The organism is Fibrisoma limi BUZ 3 (assembly GCF_000296815.2).
Lineage (GTDB): Bacteria > Bacteroidota > Bacteroidia > Cytophagales > Spirosomataceae > Fibrisoma > Fibrisoma limi.
In genome coordinates this window covers 691,937-718,036 of the sequence record NZ_CAIT01000004.1, presented here as the reverse complement: position 1 = coordinate 718,036, position 26,100 = coordinate 691,937, and the positions used below count along the sequence as shown (strand labels likewise).

The 26,100-nt window shown below is 55.2% G+C and carries 15 protein-coding genes; 6 read left to right on the top strand and 9 right to left on the bottom strand.

Annotated elements, in window-relative coordinates; all coding sequences use genetic code 11:
- Window positions 1-12 precede the first annotated feature (12 nt).
- On the bottom strand, window positions 13-10,452 hold the full coding sequence (locus BN8_RS32790; protein ID WP_009280407.1) for an adhesin AidA-related: 10,440 nt from the start codon (window positions 10,450-10,452) through the stop codon (window positions 13-15).
- 244 nt (window positions 10,453-10,696) lie between these two features.
- Window positions 10,697-11,725, bottom strand: a complete 1,029-nt coding sequence (locus tag BN8_RS03475) for a glutamine synthetase beta-grasp domain-containing protein (protein WP_009280406.1) — start codon at window positions 11,723-11,725, stop codon at window positions 10,697-10,699.
- Window positions 11,726-12,142: 417 nt separating this feature from the next.
- On the opposite strand from BN8_RS03475, the gene mtaB reads away from it, so the two are divergent.
- The 3 genes from mtaB (at window position 12,143) to BN8_RS03460 (ending at window position 15,110) form a co-directional block, all read left to right on the top strand.
- Window positions 12,143-13,477 carry a tRNA (N(6)-L-threonylcarbamoyladenosine(37)-C(2))-methylthiotransferase MtaB gene (mtaB, locus tag BN8_RS03470; protein ID WP_040005300.1) on the top strand — a complete coding sequence of 445 codons (1,335 nt, stop codon included), beginning with the start codon at window positions 12,143-12,145 and terminating at the stop codon, window positions 13,475-13,477.
- A gap of 93 nt (window positions 13,478-13,570) precedes the next feature.
- Window positions 13,571-14,785 carry an alpha/beta hydrolase family protein gene (locus tag BN8_RS03465; protein WP_009280404.1) on the top strand — a complete coding sequence of 405 codons (1,215 nt, stop codon included), beginning with the start codon at window positions 13,571-13,573 and terminating at the stop codon, window positions 14,783-14,785.
- Window positions 14,786-14,816: 31 nt separating this feature from the next.
- Window positions 14,817-15,110, top strand: coding sequence for a hypothetical protein (locus tag BN8_RS03460; protein ID WP_009280403.1), 294 nt, complete (start codon window positions 14,817-14,819; stop codon window positions 15,108-15,110).
- Between the two features lie 52 nt (window positions 15,111-15,162).
- On the opposite strand, the gene BN8_RS03455 is transcribed toward BN8_RS03460, so the two are convergent.
- Entirely contained in the window at window positions 15,163-16,065 is a 903-nt protein-coding gene (locus tag BN8_RS03455) for an SDR family oxidoreductase (protein ID WP_009280402.1), read from the bottom strand.
- 183 nt (window positions 16,066-16,248) lie between these two features.
- Between BN8_RS03455 and BN8_RS03450 the strand changes: the two genes are divergently transcribed.
- Window positions 16,249-16,839 (top strand): YdeI/OmpD-associated family protein, encoded by a 591-nt coding sequence (locus tag BN8_RS03450; RefSeq protein ID WP_009280401.1) that lies wholly within the window; start codon window positions 16,249-16,251, stop codon window positions 16,837-16,839.
- A 121-nt stretch (window positions 16,840-16,960) separates the two neighbouring features.
- Here the strand turns inward: BN8_RS03450 and BN8_RS03445 are convergent, their stop codons facing one another.
- From BN8_RS03445 to BN8_RS03435, 3 genes are all read right to left on the bottom strand, one after another.
- Entirely contained in the window at window positions 16,961-18,295 is a 1,335-nt protein-coding gene (locus BN8_RS03445) for an ammonium transporter (RefSeq protein ID WP_009280400.1), read from the bottom strand.
- A gap of 67 nt (window positions 18,296-18,362) precedes the next feature.
- A complete protein-coding gene (locus tag BN8_RS03440) occupies window positions 18,363-19,574 on the bottom strand; it encodes a porin (protein ID WP_009280399.1) in 1,212 nt (403 codons plus the stop codon).
- Between the two features lie 301 nt (window positions 19,575-19,875).
- A complete protein-coding gene (locus BN8_RS03435) occupies window positions 19,876-20,226 on the bottom strand; it encodes a 4Fe-4S dicluster domain-containing protein (RefSeq protein ID WP_009280398.1) in 351 nt (116 codons plus the stop codon).
- Window positions 20,227-20,360: 134 nt separating this feature from the next.
- Here BN8_RS03435 and BN8_RS03430 point away from each other — a divergent pair, with 134 nt between their 5' ends.
- Window positions 20,361-21,410, top strand: coding sequence for an acyl-CoA reductase (locus tag BN8_RS03430; RefSeq protein WP_009280397.1), 1,050 nt, complete (start codon window positions 20,361-20,363; stop codon window positions 21,408-21,410).
- Window positions 21,411-21,501: 91 nt separating this feature from the next.
- Here the strand turns inward: BN8_RS03430 and BN8_RS03425 are convergent, their stop codons facing one another.
- The 3 genes from BN8_RS03425 to BN8_RS03415 form a co-directional block, all read right to left on the bottom strand.
- Window positions 21,502-23,223, bottom strand: coding sequence for an alpha/beta hydrolase (locus BN8_RS03425; protein WP_009280396.1), 1,722 nt, complete (start codon window positions 23,221-23,223; stop codon window positions 21,502-21,504).
- Window positions 23,224-23,330: 107 nt separating this feature from the next.
- The gene (locus tag BN8_RS03420; protein ID WP_009280395.1) at window positions 23,331-24,155 is read right to left on the bottom strand and encodes a glycoside hydrolase family 16 protein; all 825 of its coding nucleotides are present in this window, start codon (window positions 24,153-24,155) and stop codon (window positions 23,331-23,333) included.
- 29 nt (window positions 24,156-24,184) lie between these two features.
- Entirely contained in the window at window positions 24,185-25,024 is an 840-nt protein-coding gene (locus tag BN8_RS03415) for an alpha/beta hydrolase (protein WP_009280394.1), read from the bottom strand.
- Between the two features lie 146 nt (window positions 25,025-25,170).
- On the opposite strand from BN8_RS03415, the gene BN8_RS03410 reads away from it, so the two are divergent.
- Complete coding sequence (locus BN8_RS03410; protein ID WP_009280393.1) at window positions 25,171-25,875, top strand: esterase family protein; 705 nt, start codon at window positions 25,171-25,173, stop codon at window positions 25,873-25,875.
- Window positions 25,876-26,100: the final 225 nt, after the last annotated feature.

The window sequence follows — 26,100 nt, the reverse complement described above, 5'->3', positions numbered from 1 at the left end:
ACGACCCACTTACTACCGCGAAACCTTTTGCAGGCTCACGGGTACGCAGATTTCCGGGCACTCGCAGGTGCTTGGCACCAGCACGACCGTTACGTCCCGGAAACAGCCGTTGTCGTTGAACACCCGGATGGTATAGGGCTGCGGACTGGCCGGGTTGGCCAGATTCTGAGCAACGACGCCAGTAGCAGGTATGGTCGGCAATCCCGCCGGACTGGTAGCCGGACCGGTGTAGGTTGGCCCAACGGAGACGTCGTACCGGTAGGCGGGGTTGAAGCCGCCCAGCACAATCCGGCCGTCTGTCTGGGGCGTTGCTCCCACGCAGGTCGGTGATACCGCCGAAGCGTTAAAGGCCGGGCGCTGATTGATAGTGACGCTGACCGAATCAGCCCCCGAACAGCCCGCCGAATCCGTGATCGTAACGATGTACAATCCCGCGTTGGCGGTAGTTGCGTTCGCCAGCGTTGGGTTGGCTACGTTGGCGGTAAAATTGGCCGGTCCGGTCCAGCGATACGTAGCCGACACACTGGCGGTAGCCGTCAGCCGGAGTGTATCTCCCGAACAAATGGGTGCATTACTATTCGCCGTAACGACCGGGAAGCCTGCGGGCTGCGTCACCCCAAATGCTTGTGAGAACTGGCAGTCGTTGGCATCGGTCACGGTCAGCGAGTACGTTCCGGCCACCAGTTGCGTGCGGTCTTCGGTCGTGACGCCGTCGTTCCAGAGAAAGCGGTAAGGCGGGGTACCTCCCCGGGTACTGATATCGATACTACCGGTATTACCACTGAAGCACGTTACGTTCGTCACGAACCCTTCAAACTCCAGCCGGAACGGTTCCGTGATGGTGACCCGGGTGCTGTCGCGGCAACCATTCGCATCGGTTACAACAACCTGATAGGTACCCGCTCCGATGTTGTTGAGGTCTTCGGTCGTCGCAACGGGTTGGCCGGTGGCGTTCGTCCAGGCATACAAGTACGGGGCTGTTCCACCGGTTACGGTCAGATTGATCAGACCGGCCAGGTCGCCTTCGCAGCGAATATTCCGGGTGGTAAAGGTCAGTACCAGGGCATCCGGCTGGCCAATCGTAACGGTCAGCGATTGAACGCAATTGTTACGATCCGTTACGGTTACGACGTACTGCCCAGCCGCCAGACTGTCGAGGTCTTCGGTCGTTGCGCCGGTACTCCATTGGTACGTATACGGCGCGGTTCCTCCCGAAGGCATCAGGTTAATAGTGCCGGTGTTGGTGCCGTTGCAAAGCGCCGGGGTCGTCTGCGCCGACAGACTCAAGGCTGATGGTTGACTAATGGTGAACGACAAGCCACCGGTGCATTGGTTCGCATCGATAACCGTCACCGAATATACCCCGGCCGTCAGCCCGCTCAGGTTGGCGGTCGTTGCCCCGGTGTTCCATTGATACGTATACGGTTGTGTGCCGCCCCCCACGGTCAGGGTGACGCTGCCATTCGAACCGCCAAAACAACTGACATCCGTTTCGTTGCCGCTTACCAGCAGAGGAGTCGGTTCGGTCACCGTAAACCCACGCGTCAGCAAACAGCCGTTGGCATCAGTGATGGTAACCTGGTACGCCCCCGCCGTCAGTCCCGTCAGGTTCTGCGTCGTAGCACCGGTGTTCCACGAATAGCTGTAGGGGCCTGTTCCGCCACTCACCGTCAGGCTGATGGCTCCGGTGGCCCCTCCCGCACAGGCTACCGGCTGTATCTGCGCCTGAAGGGCCAGCGCAGGCGGTTGACTGATGGTGATGCTCAGGCTCGTCACGCAGTTGTTAGCATCCGTAACCGTCAGGGAGTACGTCCCAGCTACCAGGCCCTGCCGATCTTCCGTGGCCGTACCATCAGCCCACTCGAATTGATAGGGAGCCGTACCACCGGTAACAGTCACGTTTATGGTTCCGTCCTGACCACCGAAGCAGCGCACATTGGTCGTTTGTGCAGAAAGGCTCAGGGCCGTAGGCTGGGTGATGGTTTCGGAAACAGCCTGCGTACAGCCGTTGGCATCTGCCACCGTTACAGAGTATACGCCCGCAATAAGGCCCGTCAGATTCTGGCTTGTAGCCCCGTTGCTCCATTGATATGTATACGGCTGGGTACCACCCGAAACGGCCAGTTGAATAGCCCCTTCGTTCCCGCCGAAGCAGCGAACGTTCTGGCTGGTTTCCACTACGGTCAGAGCCGTAGGCTGATTGATGACAAGGGTTCCGGTAGCGGTACAACTGTTGGCATCGTTTACCGTGACCGAATACACCCCGGCTACCAGCCCGCTGAGGTCCTCCGTTGTGGTTCCGTTGCTCCACCGATACGTATAAGCGGGCGTTCCGCCGGTTACGGTCAGATTGATACTGCCTGTAGCCCCGCCATTACAAAGCACATCCTGCTCGGCCAGGGCGAGTGTCAGGGCCGGTGGCTGGGTGATCGTGACGGAGGTAATGGCTGTACACAGATTCGCGTCCGTTACGGTAACCGAATACACCCCGGCCAGCAAACCGGAAAGATCCTCGGTGGTCGCTCCATTACTCCAGCTATACAGATACGGGGTAGTCCCGCCATTGACAGTTAGATTGATCTGGCCGGTTGCCGCCCCATTGCAGACCACGTTCGTGGCCGATGCGCTCAGGCTCAACGCCGTAGGTTGCGTCAGGGTTACCGAGGTAGCGGCCGTACAGCCGTTGGTGTCTGTCACCGTAACGGAATATACCCCCGCCACCAGGTTGGCCAGGTCTTCGGTGGTTGCGCCGGTGTTCCATTGGTACGTATACGGCTGAGTGCCGCCGGCCACAGTGAGTTGAATACCTCCGTCGGATGCCCCGAAACAATCCGGGTCCTGCGATTGATACGTCAGGCTTAGCTCAGTGGGCTGCGTGACGGTCACGGACGTAGCGGCCGTACAGCCATTGCTATCGGTAACAGTCACTGAGTAAATTCCCGCGATCAGGCCAGTCAAATCTTCGGTGGTGGCACCGGTGTTCCACTGATAAGCATACGGTTGCGTACCACCCGTAACGGCCAGTTGAATAGTACCGTTCGCCTGGCCGAAACAGTCAACCGGCGTGGCCTGTGCGGTCAGGCTAAGGGGTTGCGGCTGCGAAATCGTGACGGACATAGTAGCCGTACACAGATTGGCGTCGGTAGCCGTTACGGTGTAGACACCGGCAGCCAGCCCCGTCAAATCTTCGGTCGTTGCGCCGGTATTCCAGGAATAGCTGTACGGTTGAGTTCCGCCCGCTACGGTCAGGTCGATGGTCCCATCCGATCCGCCGAAACAGCGAACATTGGTAAAGCTATTGCTCAGTTGCAGTTGAGTCGGCTCGTCGACGGTGAAGTTGCGGGTGAGTCGGCACCCGTTCGCATCGGTGATGGTAACCTGATACGTTCCCGCCGTCAGCCCGGTCAGGTTCTGCGTCGTAGCGCCGGTGTTCCAGGAATAGCTGTAAGGAGCCGTACCGCCCGACACCGTCAGGCTGATAGTCCCCGTTGCACCACCGGCACAGGCTACCGCCTGCACCTGCGCCTGCAAGGTCAGCGCAGGCGGTTCGCTGATGGTGATGCTCAGGCTCGTCACACAATTGTTACCGTCCATGACCGTCAGTGAGTACACCCCGGCGCTCAGCCCCTGGCGGGTTCGGGTGGCCGCTCCATCCGCCCATTCGTATTCATACGGTAATGTACCGCCGGTAACCGTCAGGCTGATGGTGCCATCGTCGCCACCGAAGCAGCGAACATTCGTTTGTTGAGCGGCAATGCTCAGGGCGGCCGGCTGAGTAAGTTCATCGGTCAGGCTAATGGAACAGCCATTGGCATCGGTCACGGTCGCCGAGTACACCCCGGCCGTCAGCCCCGACAGGTTTTCGGACGTAGCACCGGTATTCCACCGATACGTGTAGGGCTGCGTCCCCCCCGAAACCGCCAGCCGGATTGAGCCGTCGTTACCACCGAAACAGCGAACATCCTGATCAGCCGCCGACAGACTCAGCGCCGTTGGCTGGTTGACCACGACCCGCTCGGTGGCTGTACAACTGTTCGCATCAGTCACCGTCACGGAATAAATACCGGCTGTTAATCCATTGATTTCGGAGGTTGTCGCGCCGTTGTTCCACCGATACGCGTAGGCCCCTGTGCCACCCGTTACGGTCAGCCGAACGAAGCCGTTGCTGCCACCGTTGCAGGATACGTCCTGCTCAGAGGTATTGATCACCAGCGCCGGGGGCTGCGTAATAACGACGGTCAGACTCTGGACGCAGCCGTTGTTGTCAGTCACCGTCACAACATACGTTCCGGCTTCCAGATTGGTCCGGTCCTGGGTCGTCAAGGAATCTGACCAGCGATACTTGTACGGGGCCGTGCCACCGGTAACGGTCAGGTCAATGCTGCCGGTGCGTCCCTGAAAACAGGATGCGTTTACCTCGGTGGCGCTGAGTACAAGCGCCGGTGGTTCAGTAATGGTAGCCATGAGTGTTTCGGTACACCCATTTGCATCCGTGACGGTAACGGAGTATGTGCCCGCCGTCAGACCGGTCAGGTCTTCGGTAGTGGCACCGTTTGACCAGCGGAACTGGTACGGTGGTGTCGCTCCTTCGATGATCAGGTTGATGGCACCGTCGGAACTTTCGTTGCAGGTTTCGGGCGTCACCTGAGCGCTGATGGCAAACGGCGGTGGCTGCGTAATCACGGTTTGTAGCGAAGCCTGGCAGCCGTTCGCATCGGTAACGACCAGCGTATAGGAGCCGGCCGGCAAGCCAAATACACTCGGCGTTGTAGCTCCGTTACTCCATTGATAGCTGTAGGGTTGTGTGCCACCCCGAACGGCCGGCGTAATGCTGCCCGATTGCCCACTGCATTGCAGATTGCTCGGCATGCCTTCGACAATCAGCGAATCAGGCTCCGTCACGGCCGAGGTAGATCGGCTCACGCATCCGGCCGCATCCGTTACCGTCACGGTATAGTTACCGGCCGGAATATTTGCCAGGTCCTGGGTTGCTGCAACTGGTTGCCCGGCGGTATTAGTCCAGGCGTATTGATACGGAGCCGTACCGCCCGTTACGGTCAGGTCGATGGCGCCGTCGGAGCCTCCTTTGCAGGACACCGGCTTGATGACCTCGCTGAGATTCAACGAATCGGGCTGTGTTAACGTAAAGGAACGGAAAGCCGTACACTGGTTATTGTCGGTCACGGTGACAGAATACACCCCGGCTACCAAAGCCTGTCGGTTGCGCGTGCTGACATTGTCGTTCCAACTGTATTCGTAGGGGGCAACACCACCCGTTACGGTCACACTAATGCTGCCCGTTGGCTGATCGAAGCAGCCAACGTCGCGAGTTACGGCGGCAATGTTCAGCGCGGTGGGCTGCCCCACGGTCGCCGACATAACGCCGGTACACTGGTTGGCATCGGTCACGGTGACGGAATAGACACCGGCCGATACTCCCGTAATGTCCTCGGTGGTCGCACCAGTCGACCAGCGGAACGCGTAGGGCAACGTGCCGCCCGCTACGGCCAACTGAACGCTGCCGTCCGATCCGCCGAAGCAACGTACCGGCGTCGCCTGCGTCGTCAGGCTGAGTGCGGTGGGCTGCGCTACCACCACGGAGCCGCTGATGGTGCAGCTATTGGCATCGGTTACGGTCACGGAATACGTTCCGGCTACCAGTCCGGTCAAATCTTCGGTCGTGGTTCCGTTGCTCCACCGATACGTGTAAGCGGGCGTTCCTCCGGTGACGGTCAGGTTGACCGCCCCGTTGGTGGCACCGTTGCAGGCAGCATCCTGCTCGGTGAGTTGAATAGCCAACGCCGGAGGTTCAGTGATGGTTACGGAGGTGGTAGCCGTGCAGCCATTCGCATCGGTCACCGTCACTGAATACGTTCCGGCCGGTAAACTAGCCAGGTCTTCGGTGGTCGCGCCGGGTATCCCACTGGTATTGCTCCAGGCATAGCGGTAGGGCGTGGTACCACCCGACACAGTCAGGTTGATGGCTCCGGTGCGGGCACCGTTGCAGGCCACATTGGTCGATGAAGTAGTCAGGCTTAGGGCGGCCGGCTGCGTGAGTGACACCGATGTAGCTATGGTGCAGTTGTTGACATCCGTCACGGTGACGGAATACACCCCGGCGGTGAGTCCGATCAGGCCCTCGGTGATCGCGCCGTTGCTCCACTGGTACGTATCCGGAACCGTACCGCCCAGCACCGTCAAGCTGATGGCCCCGTCGGCGCTGCCGAAGCAGGACGGATTCGTAGCGTCGGTCAAGAGGTTTAGAGCCGTCGGCTGCGTCACCGTCACGGACGTCGTAGCCGTACACAGATTTGCATCGGTAACCGTGACCGAGTACACCCCGGCAGTCAGGCCCGAGACATCTTCGGTCGTCGCGCCGGTTGTCCAGCGGAACTGATACGGTAGGGTACCACCGGTAACGGACAGATTGATAGCGCCGTTGGCACCCCCGTTGCAGGCAACGCCCGTCACCTGAGTGTTCAGACTCAGCGCCGTTGGCTGGGTGATGGTAGTGGTTATGGCGGCCGAACAGCTATTCGCGTCTGTAACGGTTACTGAATAAGTACCCGCTACCAGCCCGGTCAGGTCCTGTGTGGTCGCCCCTGTGTTCCACCGGTAAGCATATGGCTGTGTACCACCTACGACCGACAGGTCAATGCTGCCGTCGGTACCGCCGAAACACCGCACATTCGTGAAGGTCCGGCTCAGTTGCAGCGGCTGCGGTTCATCGACAATAAAACTACGGCTGCTGAGGCACCCCTGCGCGTCGGTTACCGTAACCTGATACGTACCGGCCGCCAAATTGGTGCGATTCGCCGTGGTCGGTCCATCCGCCCAGCGATACGTGTAAGGTCCCGTTCCGCCCGACACGGTCAGGCTGATAGTGCCCGTTGTGCCCCCGGCACAAGCCACATTAATAACCGATGCTGCTACGGTCAGGGCTGCGGGCTGCGTCAGCGTTACCGACGTAACCGCCGTACAGTTGTTGTTATCTGTGGCCGTCACGGAATACACCCCGGCGACCAGTGCCGAACGGTCTTCGGTCAGGACACCATCCGACCAGCGGTACTGGTAGGGCTGTGTGCCGCCCGTTACGGTCAGATTGATACTGCCGTTCGCATTACCGAAACAGGTTGGGTTTTGTTGCGTCGTACTCAGGCTTAATGCTATTGGCTGCGTCACCGTCACGGACGTGGTAGCCGTACAACTATTGGCATCCGTGACCGTGACGGAATACGCCCCGGCCACAATTGCGTTTAGATTCTGGGTCGTGGCCCCGTTGCTCCACCGATATGTATAGCCCGGCGTACCGCCTGCTACGGCCAGCGATACGGCCCCCGTGGCACTGCCGAAACAGCGAACCGGCGTTGCCTGCGCGGTGAGCGTAAGAGCCGGGGGCTGGCTGACCACGATGGAGCCGGTAACCGTACAACTATTGGCATCGGCCACCGTCACGGAGTAGGTCCCCGCCGAAACGGCCGGTAAGTTCTGGGTCGTCGCACCGGTGTTCCAACGGTAAGAGTAGGGTGTTGTACCGCCCGTTACGGTCAGGCTGACCGAACCGGTGCTGGTCCCATTGCAGAGCGCATCCCGTTCATCGAGCGTTACGCGCAGAGCAGGCGGCTGAGCGATCGTGGCCGAGGTAGTGGCCGTACAACTATTCGCATCGGTGACCGTTACGGAATAGGTTCCGGCCGTAACGCCCGCCAGGTTCGGAGTCGTCGCGCCGTTACTCCACCGATACGTATAGCCCGGTGTTCCTCCCGTTGCCGTCAGATTGATGGTACCAGTCGTAGCCCCGCTGCACGACAGGTTCGTCACGGCCGTAGTCAGGGTGAGGGCCGTGGGCTGGGTAAGGGTGACCGACAAGGGCGTGGGCGTAGCAAGGCAGGTATTGCGGTCCGTAACCGTCACCGAGTACGTACCGGCTGGAACAGCCGCCAGGTCTTCAACAGTCGCGCCGTTGCTCCACCGATACGTATAAGGTGATGTTCCACCGGTTACCGTCAGATTTACCAGTCCGTCGGAACTGCCGTTGCATCGTGGGTTCTGAGTGGTAACGGTTAGCGTAGGAGTCGCAAACACCGTCACTGACTGCGCTACCGTAGCCGTACAACCACTTGGCGTCGTCACGGTTGCCCGGACGGTTCCGGGCGTTGTACCGGTCCAGCGCACCGTCACACTGTTACTGGTTGGCGTTCCGCCCGCCGTGATGGTTCCGTTGGTGACCGACCAGCTATACGTTCCCGAGCTACCGGCCAGGGTATAGGTGGCTGTGCTACCGGTACAGGCCGTTGTGGGTCCGCTGGCAAAACTGAGCGTTGGGGTTTCGGCCTGCACCACAATCGAGGTGGTATCCCGACACCCCTGCGCGTTGGTGACGGTCAGGTTATATCGCCCGACCGCCGTTGTCGAAATAACCCGGGTAGTCAGAATCTGCTTGTCCGGCGTGATCCATTGATACGTATAGTTGCCACTCGAACTAGTAGCTACGGCTGTCAGCGAGGTTGTACCGCCCGGTAAGCAAACCACCGGATTCGCCGGCAAAATAGTGACGGTGAGGTCATTGTTCCGGTTCACAAATTCCAGACAGACAGTCCCCTGTCGGCCAAGCTCATTTTCGACAGCCACCCGGATCGTATCGCGCGAACAGGACGGGGCGTTAGCCCGCATCGTGTACGTAATGCAGCTATCCTGGGAGAAACTAACTGACTGCGTCAGCGAACCGCCTACAATGCTGGTAATCCGGTTTCGGGTACCGCAACTGGCCAGCCGAAGGCACCGCGTAACGGCCTGCCCCGGTGTAACTTCAGCCGCAGTATAGAAATCGTCGGGCAGGTTGTTGTCGGGATTCAGTACATCGACACGTGCGTCGTAGTTTGAGTAGAAGCCGAAATTACCCGTGCTGGTCCCCCCCGTATTACTGATTACACCGACCTGAAACCGCTCGTTGGACGTAACGGTATTGACCGTACCAGCCGCAGCAATCGAGCCGTTGGGAAAACTGACAATGGCTTGCGGTACGCCCCCTACCGTTACATTGTCTACAACGGTACCATAGGTCGTATAGGGTTGCCCTCTGAACCGCAGGCTCGACAAGCCAGCCTGGGGAATGGTCACGATGGCCTGATCGTTGGAACTACTGCTGGTTCGGTAGAAATCGATACGCCTGCTCCCGTTACAGGGGTTGATGGTCGGCAGAATTCCCATGCCGAATTCGTTGGCTGCGTACGATGACACCTGGTACGTATACGCCCGCCGGGAGGTAGTGATGGTAAAGGCCCGGTTCGGATAGTTGGGCAGATTGTAAGTGAATACCTCTCCGTTATTGATGACAGTGGTTGCCAGCGGAGCCGTGACAGTCCCCCCCGCCGATGTCGGCCCTGAGATCGTAACCGTCGTTGCCCGCTCAATCCCAACCACAAATATGTAATCAGAATTAGCGGTCGTATTCTGGCCGTGAACTGCCACGTAGTTCTGGCCGGTCGTTCGGGCCGGTACCAACTGGTCGATCCCGGCGTCCTTGTTACCGCTGTAGGGTTGTCCATTGTGCTGCGACCCGGAATTAACCACGATCGGCTGGTTCGACGTAACCAACACCCCAGCTACCGACCGGTTTTCCGAGTTGGCCGTACCAATTATCCGGGTCGATACCAGATACGTATCACCGGCGTTCAGCGTTACCGTATGCGGAAACGTGGTGATGCCCTGCAACGAGGTTACACTGGTGGGTGCCCCGGCAGCGGAGGGTGGCAACCGAAACGTAACGACCGTGTTGTTCTGCGTCGCCATGACGCCCACAAAATGCCGCTCATCCAGGTTGTTGTTGGTCGTGGTTAGCCGGGTTTGGCTACCGGTGTAGAAAGCATATCCAAGAGCCGCCCGGCATTTGAGCGGTACAATGTCCTGGTTCAGAGAAGCCGTCTGTCGGTAGGTTGCCTGGATGGGCTCATCCGACGTAATGATCAGCCCTTTGTTCCGCTGAACCGTATTTACCGTATTCGACATAACCACGGTCTGGCCACCCGTCAGGCTGGTTGGAAGTGATACGATCGTCGATCCGGTCGAGGTTACGACAACGGTCTGGTCGTAGGACCCATCCGGCGTCCGGATGCGTACGGTCGTGAAGGGAGCGTTCGTAGACAGAACAAGGTCCTGCGAACCGAAGTAATTGACATTAGCCGTTGTCGGGTTGCCGTATATGGGCGGCATGTAGCACGTATTGGACGTACCGCATTCAATCGTCTGCGCGCATTCCGGACAGTCGGGATCCTGGCAGTCAATGAGGTTATCGCCGTCATCGTCGATATTGTTGTTACAGATTTCGACCAGTTGGGCCAAAGCCGGCGTGACCGTACTGAAGGTCATGCCGCTGATGAGTAGCAGCAGTAGCCCAATTCGGCTTAAAATGCGACGAGGGAAGGAAACGTTGAGCTTGGAGAGATCCGGCATACGCAATCGGGTGGCGTCCGTTGTTCCGGCTCAAAATACATGCCAAAAGGGGGGAGTCTGGTTCGATAACCCGCAATTCCGGCTAGCTACGCCCGTTCTTCAGTAATTTGGCTTTTATCAACATAGGTTGGTTAACTTGGTATGAACTTTGCCCCACCGGCGTTTCAGAGTGGGTATCTAGTAACCAACAAAAAAGCGGCTCAGTCACCTGAGCCGCTTCTGATTATAAACGTGTGCGAAACGCTTAGGCTTCCTGCAGTACGTTTGCTGATTTAACCGTCTTGATGATCCGGGCTGCTACTTTATACGGATCAGCCGCTGAGTTCGGACGGCGATCTTCGAGCCAGCCTTTCCAGCCGCGCTCAACGGTAGCAATGGGAATCCGGATCGAAGCGCCCCGGTCAGATACGCCGTAGGAGAACTGGTCGATTGACTGGGTTTCATGCTTACCCGTCAGACGCAGGTGGTTATCAGCGCCATACACGTCGATGTGTTCTTTAACCACCGGCGCGAAGGCTTCGCAGATCGTATCGTAAATTTCTTTCTTACCAGCCGTACGCAGGGTCGAGTTCGAGAAATTGGCGTGCATACCCGATCCGTTCCAGTCAGCATCCGTACCCAGCGGCTTGCAGTGCCAGTTGATCCAGACACCGTATTTCTCACCGATACGCTCCAGCAGGTAACGGGCTACCCAGATCTGGTCACCGGCCTGTTGGGCACCTTTGGCAAAAATCTGGAATTCCCACTGACCCGGGGCAACCTCCGCGTTGATACCTTCTACGTTCAGACCAGCTTCGAGGCAGGCATCCAGGTGCTCTTCAATGATTTCCCGACCAAACGCGTGGTTAGCACCAACTGAGCAGTAGTACGGTCCCTGAGGAGCCGGTTCACCTTCGGCGGGGAAGCCCAGCGGCTTGTTGGTTTCGCGGCTGTAGAGGAAGTACTCCTGCTCGAAACCAAACCAGAAATCATTGTCGTCATCTTCAATCGTAGCGCGACCGTTCGACTCGTGGGGTGTTCCGTCGGCGTTCAGCACTTCGCACATAACCAGGTATCCATTCTTACGCTGCGGATCAGGCACGATGAACACCGGCTTCAGCAGACAGTCTGACGAACCGCCCGGAGCCTGCTCAGTTGATGAACCGTCGAATGACCACATTTCGCAGTCTGCCAGTTCACCGGAAAAATCACTTACAATCTTGGTTTTCGAGCGCAGGCTCTGGGTGGGCTTATAACCGTCAAGCCAGATATACTCCAACTTAGCTTTTGCCATAGGTGTACGTAAATAAAATTGTATGGAACAGATAAGTACGATGATTTCCTAACAAATATATAATACAGTCCAAAAAATTATAGCAGCCCTTAGGCCCTTAACCTACTTTTAATTGCATATTTGCAAAATATTCCTAATTTTCGTTTGTAATTTACAATTTATAGCTCCGTTTGTTTGGAACGCGACTATTTTCGGAATTAAGGCAGTTTTATGGCATTGATCTACTTTTTGGTCAGATTATTTTGCTTTTCAATCCTCGATTAGGCTTAAATATTATTTTTCTGCCCCATAGATTTATTTTTTGAAACCTGCCTTCCTCGGTGCCGATAGCCTCAAAACGGAACCGAGCCGTCTATTTTTTTGTACCTTTGCAGGATGCTCTACCGCCCTTCGGGACCAGGTAAGGGACTGTTAATCATGAAGAAAGTTGCTTTTTATACTCTCGGCTGCAAACTGAATTTCTCCGAAACATCCACACTGGCCAGGCTCCTTGAAGAGCAGGGGCACGAGCGGGTAGAATTCAATGAGCAGCCCGACGTTTTTATTATTAATACCTGCTCCGTGACAGACAATGCCGACAAGAAATGCCGGAAGATTGTCCGCGAAGCGCAGAAGATCAATCCTGATGGCTACGTAGCGATTCTGGGTTGCTACGCGCAACTGAAGCCGCAGGAAATTGCCCAGATTCCGGGCGTCGACGCGGTTTTGGGTGCGGCAGAGAAGTTTCGGCTGCACGAACTGATCGGGACGTTTGATAAGCAGCCCGCCGGCGAGTCGGCCCGGGTATTTAACTCGCCCATCGAAGAAGCCATCGAGTACCATGCCTCCTATTCGCTGAACGACCGCACCCGGACGTTTCTGAAGGTGCAGGACGGCTGCGATTACCCCTGCTCCTACTGCACCATTCCGCTCGCCCGGGGCAAAAGCCGCTCCGATACGATCGCCAACGTGGTCCGGGCCGCGCATGACATTGCGGAACGGGGGGTTAAGGAGATTGTTCTGACCGGCGTCAACATCGGCGATTTTGGCCATGTAGATGGCAGCGGGGAGATACTACACCAGAAGGAAACATTCCTCGACCTGATTCAGGCGCTGGACGAAGTTGACGGTATCGAACGATTCCGGATTTCGTCGATCGAACCAAACCTGCTGACCGACGAGATCATTGCGTTCGTTGCTCAATCCAAACGGTTTGTGCCGCATTTTCACGTACCGCTGCAATCGGGCAGCAACAAGGTACTGGGCCTGATGCGCCGTCGCTACAAACGCGAACTCTACGCCGATCGCGTCGCTAAAATCAAGGAGCTGATGCCGCATGCCTGCATCGGCGTAGATGTCATTGTGGGTCATCCGGGCGAAACCGACGAACTGTTCAAAGAAACGTACCAGTTTCTGACTGAGCTGCCGGTATCATACCTCCACGTATTTACCTATTCCGAACGGCCAAACACCTACGCACTCAGCATCAAACCGGTGGTACCCGGCCATGTACGGGCCGAGCGGTCGAAGATGCTGCACATTCTGTCGGATAAGAAGCGCCGGGCCTTTTACGAGTCACAACTGGGCCGCGAGGCCACCGTCCTGTTCGAAGAAGACATTGCCGACGGCCACATGCAGGGCTTTACGGAGAACTACGTTCGGGTGGTTGCCAAATACGATCCGCTGCTGATCAACGAAACCAAACGCATCCGGCTGCTGGCCGTCAACGCCGACAGTCTGGTTGAAGTTGAAGAAGCTGACATTCTCGTGTAATTCATTGGTTATTCATCCGGAATACGCTATATTGATTAGCCGAGTGCCTTCGTTTTACTGACAGTACACTAATCCCTCTTTCCACTACTCAGTATGATTTCACGTCGTTCTACCTCTCGCTTTGCGTTTGTGTTCATCTGGTCGGTGTGGCTGGCCAGTTGCCAGAGCAGCACTACTGAACCCGATCCGCAGCCTAATCCGACCAATCAGTATCTTGTCAGCAGCAGCCTGCTCGGCGAATACACACGCACCGAGTTGGCGCAGCGGTTTGCGGGCACAGATGGTGGTCAGCTCATTACGTTTCTGCTGAACCACTCCATCAAGGTGTACAAACTGGTGTACAAGACCAAAAACGTGGATGGTTCCGACATTCAGGCTTCGGGTGCGGTGGTTGTTCCTGTGGCCACGGATAAGAACCTGAGCTTTCCGATGATCAGCGAACAGCACGGCACCATCCGGACCGACGACCAGGCCCCTTCCTACAACGGTACGGGCAGCGAAACCTATTTTTCCGGTGCGTTGCTGGGCTCCAACGGCTACATTATGGTTCTGCCCGACTTTATCGGCTACGGCGAGTCGAAGAACCTGCCGCATCCCTATCAGCACCGAGCTTCGCTGGCTTCCTCATCGCTGGATATGATCCGGGCCGCCCGGGAGTTTCTACGGCAGGAAAAAGTTAACTGGAACGAGAAGCTGTTCGTTGCCGGCTATTCGCTGGGTGGCTTTGCGACCATGGCGCTGCAAAAGAAAATCGAGGAAGAAACCGGTACCGAATTTAATCTGGTGGCATCGAGCTGCGGAGCCGGGGCCTACCACTCATCGGCGTTCATGACGTATCTGCTTAATCAGAAAACGCACGGAAATCCTTATTACAATGGCCTGTACACGATGGTATTAGCGACAATCAACCAGGTCTACAAGCTGAACCGGCCGTTAACCTATTACCTCAAAGAGCCATATGCCGCGGCCGTGCAGAAAGATCCTTTCGGCAGCAATATTCCGGTTAGTTTCAACGAAGCCGTTACGGATTCATTCCGCAAGGGGATAAACGACGGTACGGATACGCAATTTATCAACGCCGTGAAAGACAATGACATCTACGACTGGAAGCCTCGCACACCCACACAGCTCTACCACGGCGATGCCGACCAGCAGGTGTTCTATTTTAACTCAGTAGACGCCTACGAGGCCATGCGCAAACGGGGGGCAACAAACGTTGAGTTTATCCCCCTGCCGGGTAAAGACCATACGGCCGGTATCAACGATTTCCTGTTCGGTACGTATCAGTTTTTCAACGCTAAGAAATAAGCCGACGCGGCCATAGATCAGCGTAAGCACTATGGTTCATCAGACTCCGTTCAATTTTGAGTTTCACAAATTCCTTCGGCAGGTAGTCGGCGTTGCGCCGGCGGATCGGCATCTTTACGTGGCAACGGAGTCTGATTTTCAAAAAGCCGGAAACGTTAAATTTCCTTACCGAAGTTACTTCTATGCCCTCGGGCTTATGCACGAAGACCGTTGCCGGATACGAGTGGGTATTCAGGACTTCGACGTACCCAGGCAGGCCGTTACGGTAGTTGGTACGTATTTATCAGGACGTATCGCCCGTATTCGCTTAGCAATTTACGCATAACAACCGGCCACTGTACATACAATGGCCGGTTGTTATGTGGTAAGCGTTATCGTTATATGGTCGGCGAGCCACCCGTCACCTGCACCGTACTACCGGTCATGTAGCTCGAATCTTCGGAAGCTAACAGCACATAGATCGGCGCTAGTTCGGCGGGCTGTCCGGCCCGTTTCAGGGGTACGTCATGTCCAAACGATTTTACCTGATCCGGCGGCATAGTCGACGGAATGAGCGGAGTCCAGATGGGTCCCGGCGCAACGCAGTTGACCCGGATGCCTTTCTCAGCCCATAGCTGGCCCATATTCGCCGTAAAGTTCTGGATAGCCGCTTTGGTAGCCGCATAGGCAATTAGCGTTGGACGCGGCTTGTAGGCGTTTATCGATGTCGTGTTGACAACTGTACTGCCCGGCTTTAAATGGGGTTCGGCCGCTTTGCAAAGATAAAACATGGCGTAGATATTCGTCCTGAAGGTATGGTCCCACTCCTCAGTAGACACCTCCTGCAACGACTCCCGCGACATCTGAAAGGCTGCGTTATTCACCAGAATATCGATCTGGCCAAACTCATCGATCGCCTTTTGAATAATCTGCCGGCAGTGAGCTTCATCACCAACATCGCCCGGTACCAGAACCGCTTTTCGGCCGGCCTCCTTAACGTACTTAGCTGTTTCCTGCGCATCCTGATCTTCGTTCAGGTAAGCAATCAGCACATCGGCACCTTCCCGCGCAAAGGCAATCGCTACGGCCCGGCCAATACCCGAATCTCCTCCTGTAATGATGGCTTTTCGGCCCGTCAGCTTGCCCGATCCCCGATACGACGTTTCGCCATGATCGGCCTGGGGTTGCATCGCTGCTTCCGTGCCGGGAACTTCCTGCTGCTGCTCCGGATAAGGAGGCTGAGGATATTTTTCCTGTGGATCTTTTTTTTCGTACGTGTTCGTCTGTTCGCCAGTGTTCATGCTGTACGTCAATTTAAGCGTTGAGTGTGTTGTTTGGATTGATCTCTGGCTTAACGTATTTCGCCGTAAATTGGCTGGCAAGTCCCCCGAAAATAAGGAAACGGCCGTAGCACCGGCGATGACGGCTACGATCTCCTACTTCAGCGCATTTTGGTACGTTTGCTCCACTATTCTTACTCAGTAATGGCAAAATCGAATCAGCAACTTCCCGAGTTTTCTGCGCAGAGCCGACAGGAATGGCGCGACTGGCTACAGGCCAACCACGCTACGTCGTCGGGCATCTGGCTTGTTTCCTTTAAAAAAAATAGCGGAAAACCACGGGTGTCCTACGACGAAGCCGTTGAAGAAGCGCTGTGTTTTGGCTGGATTGACAGTGTGCCCAACAAGCTCGACGACGAGCGGTTCAAGCAATTGTTTACCCCGCGAAAGCCCAAAAGTGGCTGGTCGCGGGTAAATAAACAGCGGATCGACAAGCTGATTGCCGGCGGCCTGATGACCGAAGCGGGCCTAACGAAGATTGAACAGGCGAAACAAGACGGCTCCTGGACCAAGCTTGATGAGGTGGAAGACCTGACGGTCCCCGCAGACCTGGAAGCAGCCTTTGCCGAAAACTCAACCGCCCGGCAGTATTTCGAGGGGTTTCCCAAGTCAGTAAAGCGAGGGATACTGGAGTGGCTCAACAACGCTAGGCGCTCCGAAACCCGGCAAACGCGGATAGCCCAGATTGTCCGGATGGCGGCCCAAAACAAACGGGCACAGTTCGATAAGGAGTAGACCGGTAAAAATAAAAGAAACCGCCCGCCAAAGGCGAACGGCTTCCTGAGTACAACAAAACCACAGTTAGGCTGCCGACCCAAATAGGCTAAGCAGGTGCCTGTGGCTCTGTCGTGAGCTCTTATCCTTCGATCAGGAATTCGTCATGCTGGCTGACATCCAGACCAACTTTTTCATCTTCTTCAGACACACGCAGCGGCAGGATCAGGTCGGTTACTTTCAGCAGCAGCAGCGACATACCGAACGCAAAGGCCGATACGATAACCAGGGCCAGCATGTGCGTAGTGAACAGCTTCGTTACTCCGAAAGCCAGACCTTCATCAACAACGGCCGAGTTAACACCCTTCGATGCGAAGATACCCGTCATGACCATACCAACCATACCGCCTACGCCGTGGCAGGGGAATACGTCCAGCGTATCGTCCAGCGTTGATTTTGTGCGCAGGTGAGCGATGTAGTTACTGGTGATCGCGGCAATTGTACCGATAAAGATTGACGTCGGAACCGTTACGAAACCAGCAGCGGGCGTAATGGCCACCAGACCTACAACAGCACCGATACAGAAACCAAGGGCCGATACTTTCTTACCTTTAGCTGCATCGAACAATACCCAGGCCAGACCCGCAGCCGCAGCGGCCGTGTTTGTCGTAGCGAATGCCGAAGCCGCCAGCGGAGAAGCACCCACAGCCGAACCAGCGTTGAAACCAAACCAGCCGAACCACAGCAGACCCGTACCAAGCAGAACGAACGGAATATTGGCAGGCGGGAAGTAATTCGCTTCCAGGTGCGACTTCCGGCGCTTCAGATACAACGCGCCCGCCAGAGCCGCCCAACCCGCCGACATGTGTACGACCGTACCACCGGCAAAGTCAAGCACACCCAGCTTAAAGAGGAACCCTTCCGGATGCCAGGTCCAGTGGGCCAGCGGAGCGTATACGAACAGGCTGAACAGAATCATGAACAGCACGTACGATCGGAAGTTGATCCGCTCGGCCATTGACCCCGTTACGAGGGCAGGCGTAATGACAGCGAACTTAAGCTGGAAGAAAGCGAAGACAACCAGTGGAATGGTAGCCGCCAATGACCACGGCTTACCGTCCAGTACGCCCTTGAACATGAAGAACGTACCTGGGTTACCAACAAATCCGCCGATAGTATCGCCGAACGCCAGGCTAAAACCTACCACCACCCAAAGTATGCTGATCACTCCCATGGCAATGAAGCTCTGCAGCATGGTCGAGATAACGTTTTTGTTGTTCACCATCCCGCCGTAGAAGTAGGCCAGGCCTGGGGTCATCAACAAGACAAGAGCTGTCGCCACGAGCATCCAGGCGGTATCGCCCGAGTTAATGCCTTCCGTAACGATCTGGGTAGGCACAGCGTTGAAGCCGGGTATAATGCCCAGTATGGCAACGGCCAGCAGGAGAACAAGGGGTACGTAATTAGGCTTTTGCATAATGCTAAAGAGGTTTTTGTTGTACTTGAATTAGGTTTAAATGTGTAGGTTAGGTTACGAAAACGTGTTAAAACTTGAAGATGGCAGCCATACCCAGCGTCGCCTGCGATTTAGTCAGCGAGCCGTCGTTTTTCTGGAATTTATTGGCTGAGTAGCTATCGAGCCGGAATTCAGGCTTGAGCAGTACGTGTCCCTCAGCGGCCGTGATGTTGCCGGTGATGGTGATTGAGTTCACACTGGCTCCGTTGCCAGCGGCATCGGTCAGTGCCCGAACGCCACTCTTGTTGTCGAAGATTTCGTAGCGGATGCCCAGGCCGAACTTGTCGGTGAAGGCGTAGTTACTGTACAACGCAATACCGCTCCAGCTCTTTGCCGTAACAGGCCCACCGTAGCCCTGGAAGTCACCTTTCTGCGAACCGACGGCCGCGTTCAGGCCCAGGAAGAATTTAGAGCTGATCTGATACGTAGTAGTCAGGTCGAACAGCGAGTAGCTGCCGTCGGGTGTGTTCCCCAGCGAGTCAGGAGACGATTCGTTGGAAACGATTCCGTTCAGATACACATTCAAGCCCGATACCGGCGAGAAGAACAACTGACCGATCAGGCCTTTCCGCTTGTTGTTGTCGAAAATGTTATCGACGTTGTTAACCACGCCCAACATCAGGTATACCTTGTCGCTGAAGTTGTACTGGCCTTTCAAACCGATGTGATAGAACGGTCCGTTATTGAATAAGTTGGATAAAGAATAATTGTAGTTCACCGGCGCGTCGATTACCTCATAACCGATGTGCGTACCAAACTGACCGGCGGTGAACGAGAGTTTCGGCGTAGCCTTCAGGGTAACAAATGCCTGTTTGATCGCCAGTGACGTTGAGCCGGCCCCCAGAAAACCAACGTTGTTCCCGTAGTTACCCAGATCAGCAAACGGACCAAACGCCAGATCAAATACAGCGTCTACTTTATCAGACGTATATAAGGCCTTGGCCTGCACCAGACCGATGCCAAACTGACCGGCCTTCTGATCAAATGCCCGCGCATTACCGAACCCCTCCCCATTTAGACCCAGGTTTGACTGACTCTTTGGATTATTGAAATTCCCGAAATAGTAGGTATCTAAATATCCAGAAAACGTGAATTTACCGGTGCTAACTGGCTCAGCATCCGGCGCAGCAGTCTGTGAAGCCGTAGAAGCCGTCGTTTTAACGGCTATTGCCGTTGAATCTTGTGCTTTTCCCACATATGCTGCAATAGAACAACCAACAAGTAAAAGAATTTTTCTCATAATAATATTCTGTTTTGCTGTAAAATTACCTACTATAATATTGTCACAAATTTTATCACAAAATATTATATGAGCAATAGGAAGTTACGCCAAAAACCTATTTTTCATCATTTATTATAATTTTTCATTGTAAATAGCATAAAAACAAAGCTACTTTTTTGAATTTTTCTCAAAATTTAATCGAAATGCTTAAAAACATAACTTCTCTGAAATTGTTTAGTATCGTTAGCTCGGTAAAGAGCTAAAACAAAAAGCCCGACCTGCGCAGGTCGGGCTTTTTGTTCTGTATACGTATGGTTGCTTACGCTTCGGCGTGTAACCAGGCTTTCTTGGCTAGTAACGTTTCCTCATCCTCAACATGGTCCGGATCGGGAATGCAACAATCGACGGGGCAGACGGCCGCGCACTGAGGTTCTTCGTGAAAACCCACGCACTCAGTACATTTATCTGACACGATGTAGTAAAATTCGTTTGATACGGGCGACTGTGGTGCTTTACCACTGACCACCGTACCATCGCCAAAGTCAACTTCTGTCAGTTCAGTTCCTCCCCCCCATGTCCATTCAACACCGCCTTCATAAATAGCGGTATTCGGGCATTCCGGTTCGCAGGCACCACAGTTGATGCACTCGTCGGTGATCATGATTGCCATGAGCGATACAATTTTATGGCTGTAAAATCAGTTATCTTTAGATTGAACAACAAATATAATTATTTAAAGGTTGGCGCCAAACTAAAAATAAATTTTAGAGGTTCCTATCTGAGTACTCATCTTTTATCGAATACATGCTGCAATCAGAACGACTGCAAACGTTCGTGGCGTTGGGTGACTTTCTGCGTTCGCCCGGCGCGCAATCTGAATTGACTGAACTTGCCCACCAGGCTCATCAGAAAAACAACTGGTTTACTCCCAACAATTCGCTAAGTGCTCTTCAGGCAATTGCCGATGAATTCCTCGCGGCCGACAAATTACTTCCCTGGGCTCATTCTTATACCGACCAGTCTGGCACAGATACACCGGTCGTTCCCCGGGTCGTGGGGGTGGTTATGGCGGGCAATATACCGGCGGTTGGTTTTCACGATCTGCTTTGTATACTCGTCAGCGGACACAAAGTGCTGGCTAAATTGAGCTCCCAAGATTTTGTACTAATTCAATATTTAATACAAAAAATAAAGGAGATAAATCCGGCTTTTTCGGCGTACATTGAGGTGGCCGAACGGCTGAATGCGGCCGAAGCTTACATTGCTACCGGCAGCGATAATACCGCCCGGTACTTTGAGTACTATTTTGCCAAAAAACCGCATGTAATCCGCAGAAACCGCACTTCCGTGGGTCTGTTGATGGGTGCCGAAGGGCAACCGGAGTTCGAAAAACTGGGCCACGACCTGCTGGATTACTTCGGCCTGGGATGCCGTAATATTTCTACGCTGCTGGTTCCGGACGATTATAATTTCACGGGTTTATTGCAAACCCTCGAACCCCAGTTGCCTGACTTCCTGAATCATCATAAGTACCTGAATAACTACGACTACAACAAGTCAATCTACCTGGTTAACCAGGTGCCCCACTTCGACAACGGCTTTCTGTTGCTGACGGAGAACCCGGGTCTGGTGTCGCCGATCTCGGTCGTGTATTACCAGACGTACCAGACGACGGATGATGTAACGGCGCTCCTGACCGAACGCGCCGACAAGATTCAGGTCGTTGCGTCGGCCGACCGGGGCGACGGCACGGGCTGGTACCCGGGCAGCGTCGCTTTCGGGCAAACCCAGCGCCCCGGCCTGACCGACTACCCTGATGGAATCGACACCATGGCGTTTTTAGCGGGCCTGTAGAAATGAAGGAGAAAAGGAGGAACGGAGGAAAGAATTAGCCGTACCCTTCCTCCCTTCTCCTTTTCTCCCTCTCTTCCCTTTCCTCCCCTCTTCAATACCTCCAGCTCGTCAGGTCGGCTCCCTGAGGGTGATTGGCTTCAATACGTTTCAGGATCTTGTCAATGTACATGGTGTTGTAGCGGAGTCGCGTGATGTGATTCGGTAAGGTTGGATCACCGTTCCAGCAGTGTTCGGCCCGGTCACCGTAGGCTACCTCGCCGGCATAGGGCGGGTTCCTGGTCTGCTTCAGAAAATCCTCCATCAGGTACACGGCGTTGTTGAGGTAGTAATTGTCCATGTCCCCACAGTAGATGTGCATCTTGCCCATGACCTTCGGGCCGAGGGTTTTCCAGTCGCGCTTCAGAATATGGAGCAGGTCGTAGTGTTCGCGCCAGTAGGCAGCAGTCGTCGTATCAATCTCGCCGGTCAGTTTATTCCAGATCGGCTGGGGATACCCATCGGCTCCAACGGGCGAATACACAGCCTCCCAGATGTCGAATTGGTCGCCCGAGCGAGAGTGGGTGCCAAGGACCAGTTCGCGGTGGTTGCTTTCTTCGAGCGTGCACTTCACGTGGCCCAGGTAGTCCCGCTGGCCGGGGCGGGGTGTCCGGCGAAACGGTCCCTCGACGTAGTACGCATTTTTGTCTTTGTACAGATTAACGACAGTGTAAGCCGAAAATGAAATCGGGTCCGGACAGGCTGCGAAACAACCGTTAAATTCGTCGGGATAGAAAACCTGCGCGGCCAGCGCTTCCCAGCCACCCGTTGAGCCGCCGTATGTGAACCGTGCCCAGCCCTGCCCAATGCCACGAAACCTCTTTTCGATTTCGGGTAGTAGTTCATACATGATCGCGTCGCCGTAAGGGCCAAGGTTTTCGGAATTGACGGCGTAGGAATCGTCGTAGTAGGGATTAGCGTGCTGAATCTCGACAATCAGCATGCGCGGAAAGTCCTTACTGGTCCACTTTTTATAAAAATCATGTGCTTCCTGCGCCACTAGTTTCTTGTAGCCCCGCACCTTGAACCGTTCAATATAGTCCGTCGTGTCCATGTTGGCGGGTGGGGGCGTTTCGCTGAACCCGTCGAAGTCGGCCGGGAAATGGCCGTGGTAGATACAGAGCGGATACTTTGCTTCCGGATGTTCGTCGAAGCCGGCCGGCAGCAGTACGTGTGCGCCCAGGTACATAGGCCGTCCCCAAAATTCGGTCAGGCGCTTACTCTGAATCTTGATGTGTTTGATGAACTTTGTGTCTTTCGGCTCCGGAATCGGCGGGTTTACCTGATCCATCAGCACGGTGAATCGCTGTTTCGCGCCCGGCCGGATGCTGATCCTGAGAGGTTTGCTGAAAAGATTGCCGGGAGCCGTGCGCCAGTTCTGTCCTTCGCCCCGGTCCGCGGGCAGTTTAACGGTATGCCCGTCCTTTCGGTTAAAGGTTTCGTACTTATGTAGAACAGCCTGTACGTAGTAGTCGCCGGGTGGCACCTTGTCAAGGCTCCGTTGCGGGTAGCCAAACACCGAGCCGTCGAACGTAACAAGTTCGCGGGGTTTCAGCTTATCTACGTCTTTGCCGAAAATCTGCGCCGTACTGACGGCATCGCTGACCTGCTGACGAGGTTCGGGCGACTGGGTTTTGGCCAAAATAAGCAGCACCCGCCCATCCAGCGGCTGGGTACGTTGCGAATCCGTAAACGCAACGGCGAAGGTAGTCTGGGCCATCGCGGCCGTAGTGGCCAGCCCAAAGCAAAGCATCAGGAGTGTAGTGAGTCGATTCATAGATGGCAGGTTGTGTTAAACGGGAGGCAATGCGTTGAGCAATATAGCAGAAAAGCCGTTACCTGATGGCAACGGCTCTGATTGACAACGTAAAACGTTACAATTCCTTACTGATACACCCGCACGTAGTCTACCTCCATACGCCGGGGCCAGATGGTTTCGTCGACGCCTTTCTGACCACCCCAGTTGCCGCCTACAGCTACGTTCAGGATCAGATAGAACGGCTGGTCGAATGGCCATTCGGCTACGGTACTGCCCAAAACCGACTTCTCCACGGTGTAGTATTTCCGATCGTCGATGAAGAAATCTATCTTATCGGGAGTCCATTCGATGGCGTACAGATGAAAAGCCTGGGTAGCGTCGGGCACGGGCGTTTGCTGGCCTTTCTGCGTTTTCTTACCGTGGTTGTAGGCTTCGGTATGGACCGTACCGTGAACAACCCCTTCGTCGAAGCCGACGTGTTCCATGATGTCGATTTCACCACAGCGGGGCCAGCCGGCCGTTGGTATATTCTTGCCCAGCATCCAGACAGCGGGCCACGTACCGCGACCGGCCGGGAGCTTGGCCAGGGCTTCGATACGGCCGTATTTCCACTCCGCTTTGCCCCGGGTCAGCAGCCGGGCTGAGGTGTAGTTTCGGCCCTGATAGTCTTCCTTTTTCGCTTCAATGATGAGCTTACCGCCCTCGCTACGGGCGTTGTCGGCGCGCCGGTTGGTGTAAAACTGTAGTTCATTGTTGCCCCAGCCGTTGCCACCCACTTCGTAGGCCCATTTGGTCGTATCGGGCAGGCCCGCTTTGTCAAACTCATCGGCCCAGACCAGCTTGCGGGCGGTGGGCGCAGTTCCCGGCGACTGAACAGCCGGTACAGTGGGCTCGGTTGCTCCGCAGGCAATCAGGGCCGCTACGCCGGTAGCAAAAAGTAGTTTTAGCATAGCCACAAAAGCACGGGGGTTCGCTTTTCTCACTGCTTACCGAAAGCCCATGTCAGAAAATCGGGCATCACGGCCGACCAGGTTTCCTGGTTGTGCTGCCCACCCTGCACTTCCACGTAGCGGATGTCGTTGGTGCGGTGGTAACCGATCGTCACCAGTTCATCAATCAGATCAGTCGTGTCCTCAATGGCGTCGATGATGCCGTTGTTGTTCCGGTCGCTGGTTTCGTCGTCGGTGCCGGTCTCGAACCAGAAGCTGAGGTTGTTGTGGTGCTTGCCTGCCCGGACGAGGTTGTGCATGATTCGGTCGGTATCGTCTGAGTACGTACTGTCGAACGCCTTGCTGCGCCACCAGAACGAACCCGAGAATACGCCCGCTTTGCTGAACCGCTCCGGGTGGTGAAACACGATGTCAAACGCCGACAGGCCGCCCAGCGAAAAGCCGGCAAATACTGACTGATCGGCCCGGTCGCTGACGCGGTAGTGCTTCCGGACGTAGGGCAGCAGCTCCGTCAGCACAAAATCAGTGTACAGATCGGCTTTACTCCCCCGCTCCATGTAATCGGCGCGGGCGGCCGTACCGTATTCCTGAATCCGGTCGCCGGCGTGAATAGCCACCAGCACGAACGGCCGGATGGTTTGTTGCTGATACAGCGAGTCCAGTACGGCCCTCATGCGCAGCCGGGGCAGATCCTGGCCGTCGTTGAGGTACAATGTAGGATACGGGGCATCGGTCGGGCGGTAACCGGGCGGCAGCATAATGTCCAGCCGAACGGTACGTTTCAACGGAACCGAATACAACGAATCATCCCGCACCACCGTCACCGCAGGCGGTTCGGCGTGGGTCAGGGCCGGCGAAAAATCAGCCATAAAGCAAATCAACAGGGTAAATACAAACGTCACGATTTTGCAAAGTAGCCATTTTTTTGGCTTACCTATCGTCGCAATTTGTGGTTTATGCTGCTTTGCTTAATTTTCAGCAACATAATTCATGTCAATCTTAACCATTCTTCGATTTGCACGAATCTTATCGCAAGTGGTATTCGCACCACCTCGGCCGCGACATTGAGCTCCTGGTCTTCGGCAACTGGGGCTATCCGGTTCTGATGTTTCCGACATCTATGGGCCGTTTTTATGAGTACAAAGATTTCGGGATGATCGAAACGGCCCGGTGGTTCGTCGAGACCGGTAAGGTGAAGCTGTACTGCGTGGACAGCATCGACCGGGATAGCTGGTACGGCAAGCACCTCCACCCCGGCACCCGCATCTGGAACCACGTACTCTACGACCGCTTCATCCACCACGAACTGGTGCCGGGTATCCAGCGGGAATGTAACGTACAGAAGATCGGCGTAGCCGGGGCCAGTTTTGGTGGTTACCAGGCGCTAAACTTTGCGTTCCGGCATCCCGAGCAGGTCGGACACCTGTTTACGATGGGGGCGGCTTTCGACATCAGGTCATTCCTGAATGGGTACTACGACGACAACGTTTATTTCAACAACCCGCCCGATTACTTGCCCAACGCGCAGAACAACGAGTTTTACCACATGAATATCGTGCTGGGGTCGTCGGAGTACGATTTCTGCAAACCCTCGACGCAGCACATTTCAGGTATTCTGAACCGCAAGGGCATCCGGCACCGGCTCGATATCAAGCCGTGGGGTGTTCACGACTGGCCCGTCTGGAAACAGCAATTCCCGGAGTATCTGAGTATGATCTAAAGCCGCTGATTTGCTTTGTAACACTAGGTGCTTTACTTGCCGTTCGGCATCAAGTCAGTGCTTACTCTCTGGAATTTAATACGCACTTATTCTCAAAAAAAACACCCTGACATCAATCTGTGTCAGGGTGTTTGCTTCTATCCACACCATAATGCTTGTTACAGCATTTTGATATGGCAAATGTAAACATTATTATTCTTTCCAGGCACTCTAATTATAATCTGG

Excerpts from the sequence above, each read along its gene's own strand:
- BN8_RS03445 (WP_009280400.1), bottom strand. The coding sequence starts at position 18,295 with ATGCAAAAGCCTAATTACGTACCCCTTGTTCTCCTGCTGGCCGTTGCC.
- mtaB (WP_040005300.1), top strand. The coding sequence starts at position 12,143 with ATGAAGAAAGTTGCTTTTTATACTCTCGGCTGCAAACTGAATTTCTCC.
- BN8_RS03440 (WP_009280399.1), bottom strand. The coding sequence starts at position 19,574 with ATGAGAAAAATTCTTTTACTTGTTGGTTGTTCTATTGCAGCATATGTG.
- BN8_RS03425 (WP_009280396.1), bottom strand. The coding sequence starts at position 23,223 with ATGAATCGACTCACTACACTCCTGATGCTTTGCTTTGGGCTGGCCACT.
- BN8_RS03455 (WP_009280402.1), bottom strand. The coding sequence starts at position 16,065 with ATGAACACTGGCGAACAGACGAACACGTACGAAAAAAAAGATCCACAG.
- BN8_RS03435 (WP_009280398.1), bottom strand. The coding sequence starts at position 20,226 with ATGGCAATCATGATCACCGACGAGTGCATCAACTGTGGTGCCTGCGAA.
- BN8_RS03475 (WP_009280406.1), bottom strand. The coding sequence starts at position 11,725 with ATGGCAAAAGCTAAGTTGGAGTATATCTGGCTTGACGGTTATAAGCCC.
- BN8_RS03450 (WP_009280401.1), top strand. The coding sequence starts at position 16,249 with ATGGCAAAATCGAATCAGCAACTTCCCGAGTTTTCTGCGCAGAGCCGA.
- BN8_RS03430 (WP_009280397.1), top strand. The coding sequence starts at position 20,361 with ATGCTGCAATCAGAACGACTGCAAACGTTCGTGGCGTTGGGTGACTTT.
- BN8_RS03465 (WP_009280404.1), top strand. The coding sequence starts at position 13,571 with ATGATTTCACGTCGTTCTACCTCTCGCTTTGCGTTTGTGTTCATCTGG.
- BN8_RS03415 (WP_009280394.1), bottom strand. The coding sequence starts at position 25,024 with ATGGCTGATTTTTCGCCGGCCCTGACCCACGCCGAACCGCCTGCGGTG.
- BN8_RS03420 (WP_009280395.1), bottom strand. The coding sequence starts at position 24,155 with ATGCTAAAACTACTTTTTGCTACCGGCGTAGCGGCCCTGATTGCCTGC.
- BN8_RS03460 (WP_009280403.1), top strand. The coding sequence starts at position 14,817 with ATGGTTCATCAGACTCCGTTCAATTTTGAGTTTCACAAATTCCTTCGG.
- BN8_RS32790 (WP_009280407.1), bottom strand. The coding sequence starts at position 10,452 with ATGCCGGATCTCTCCAAGCTCAACGTTTCCTTCCCTCGTCGCATTTTA.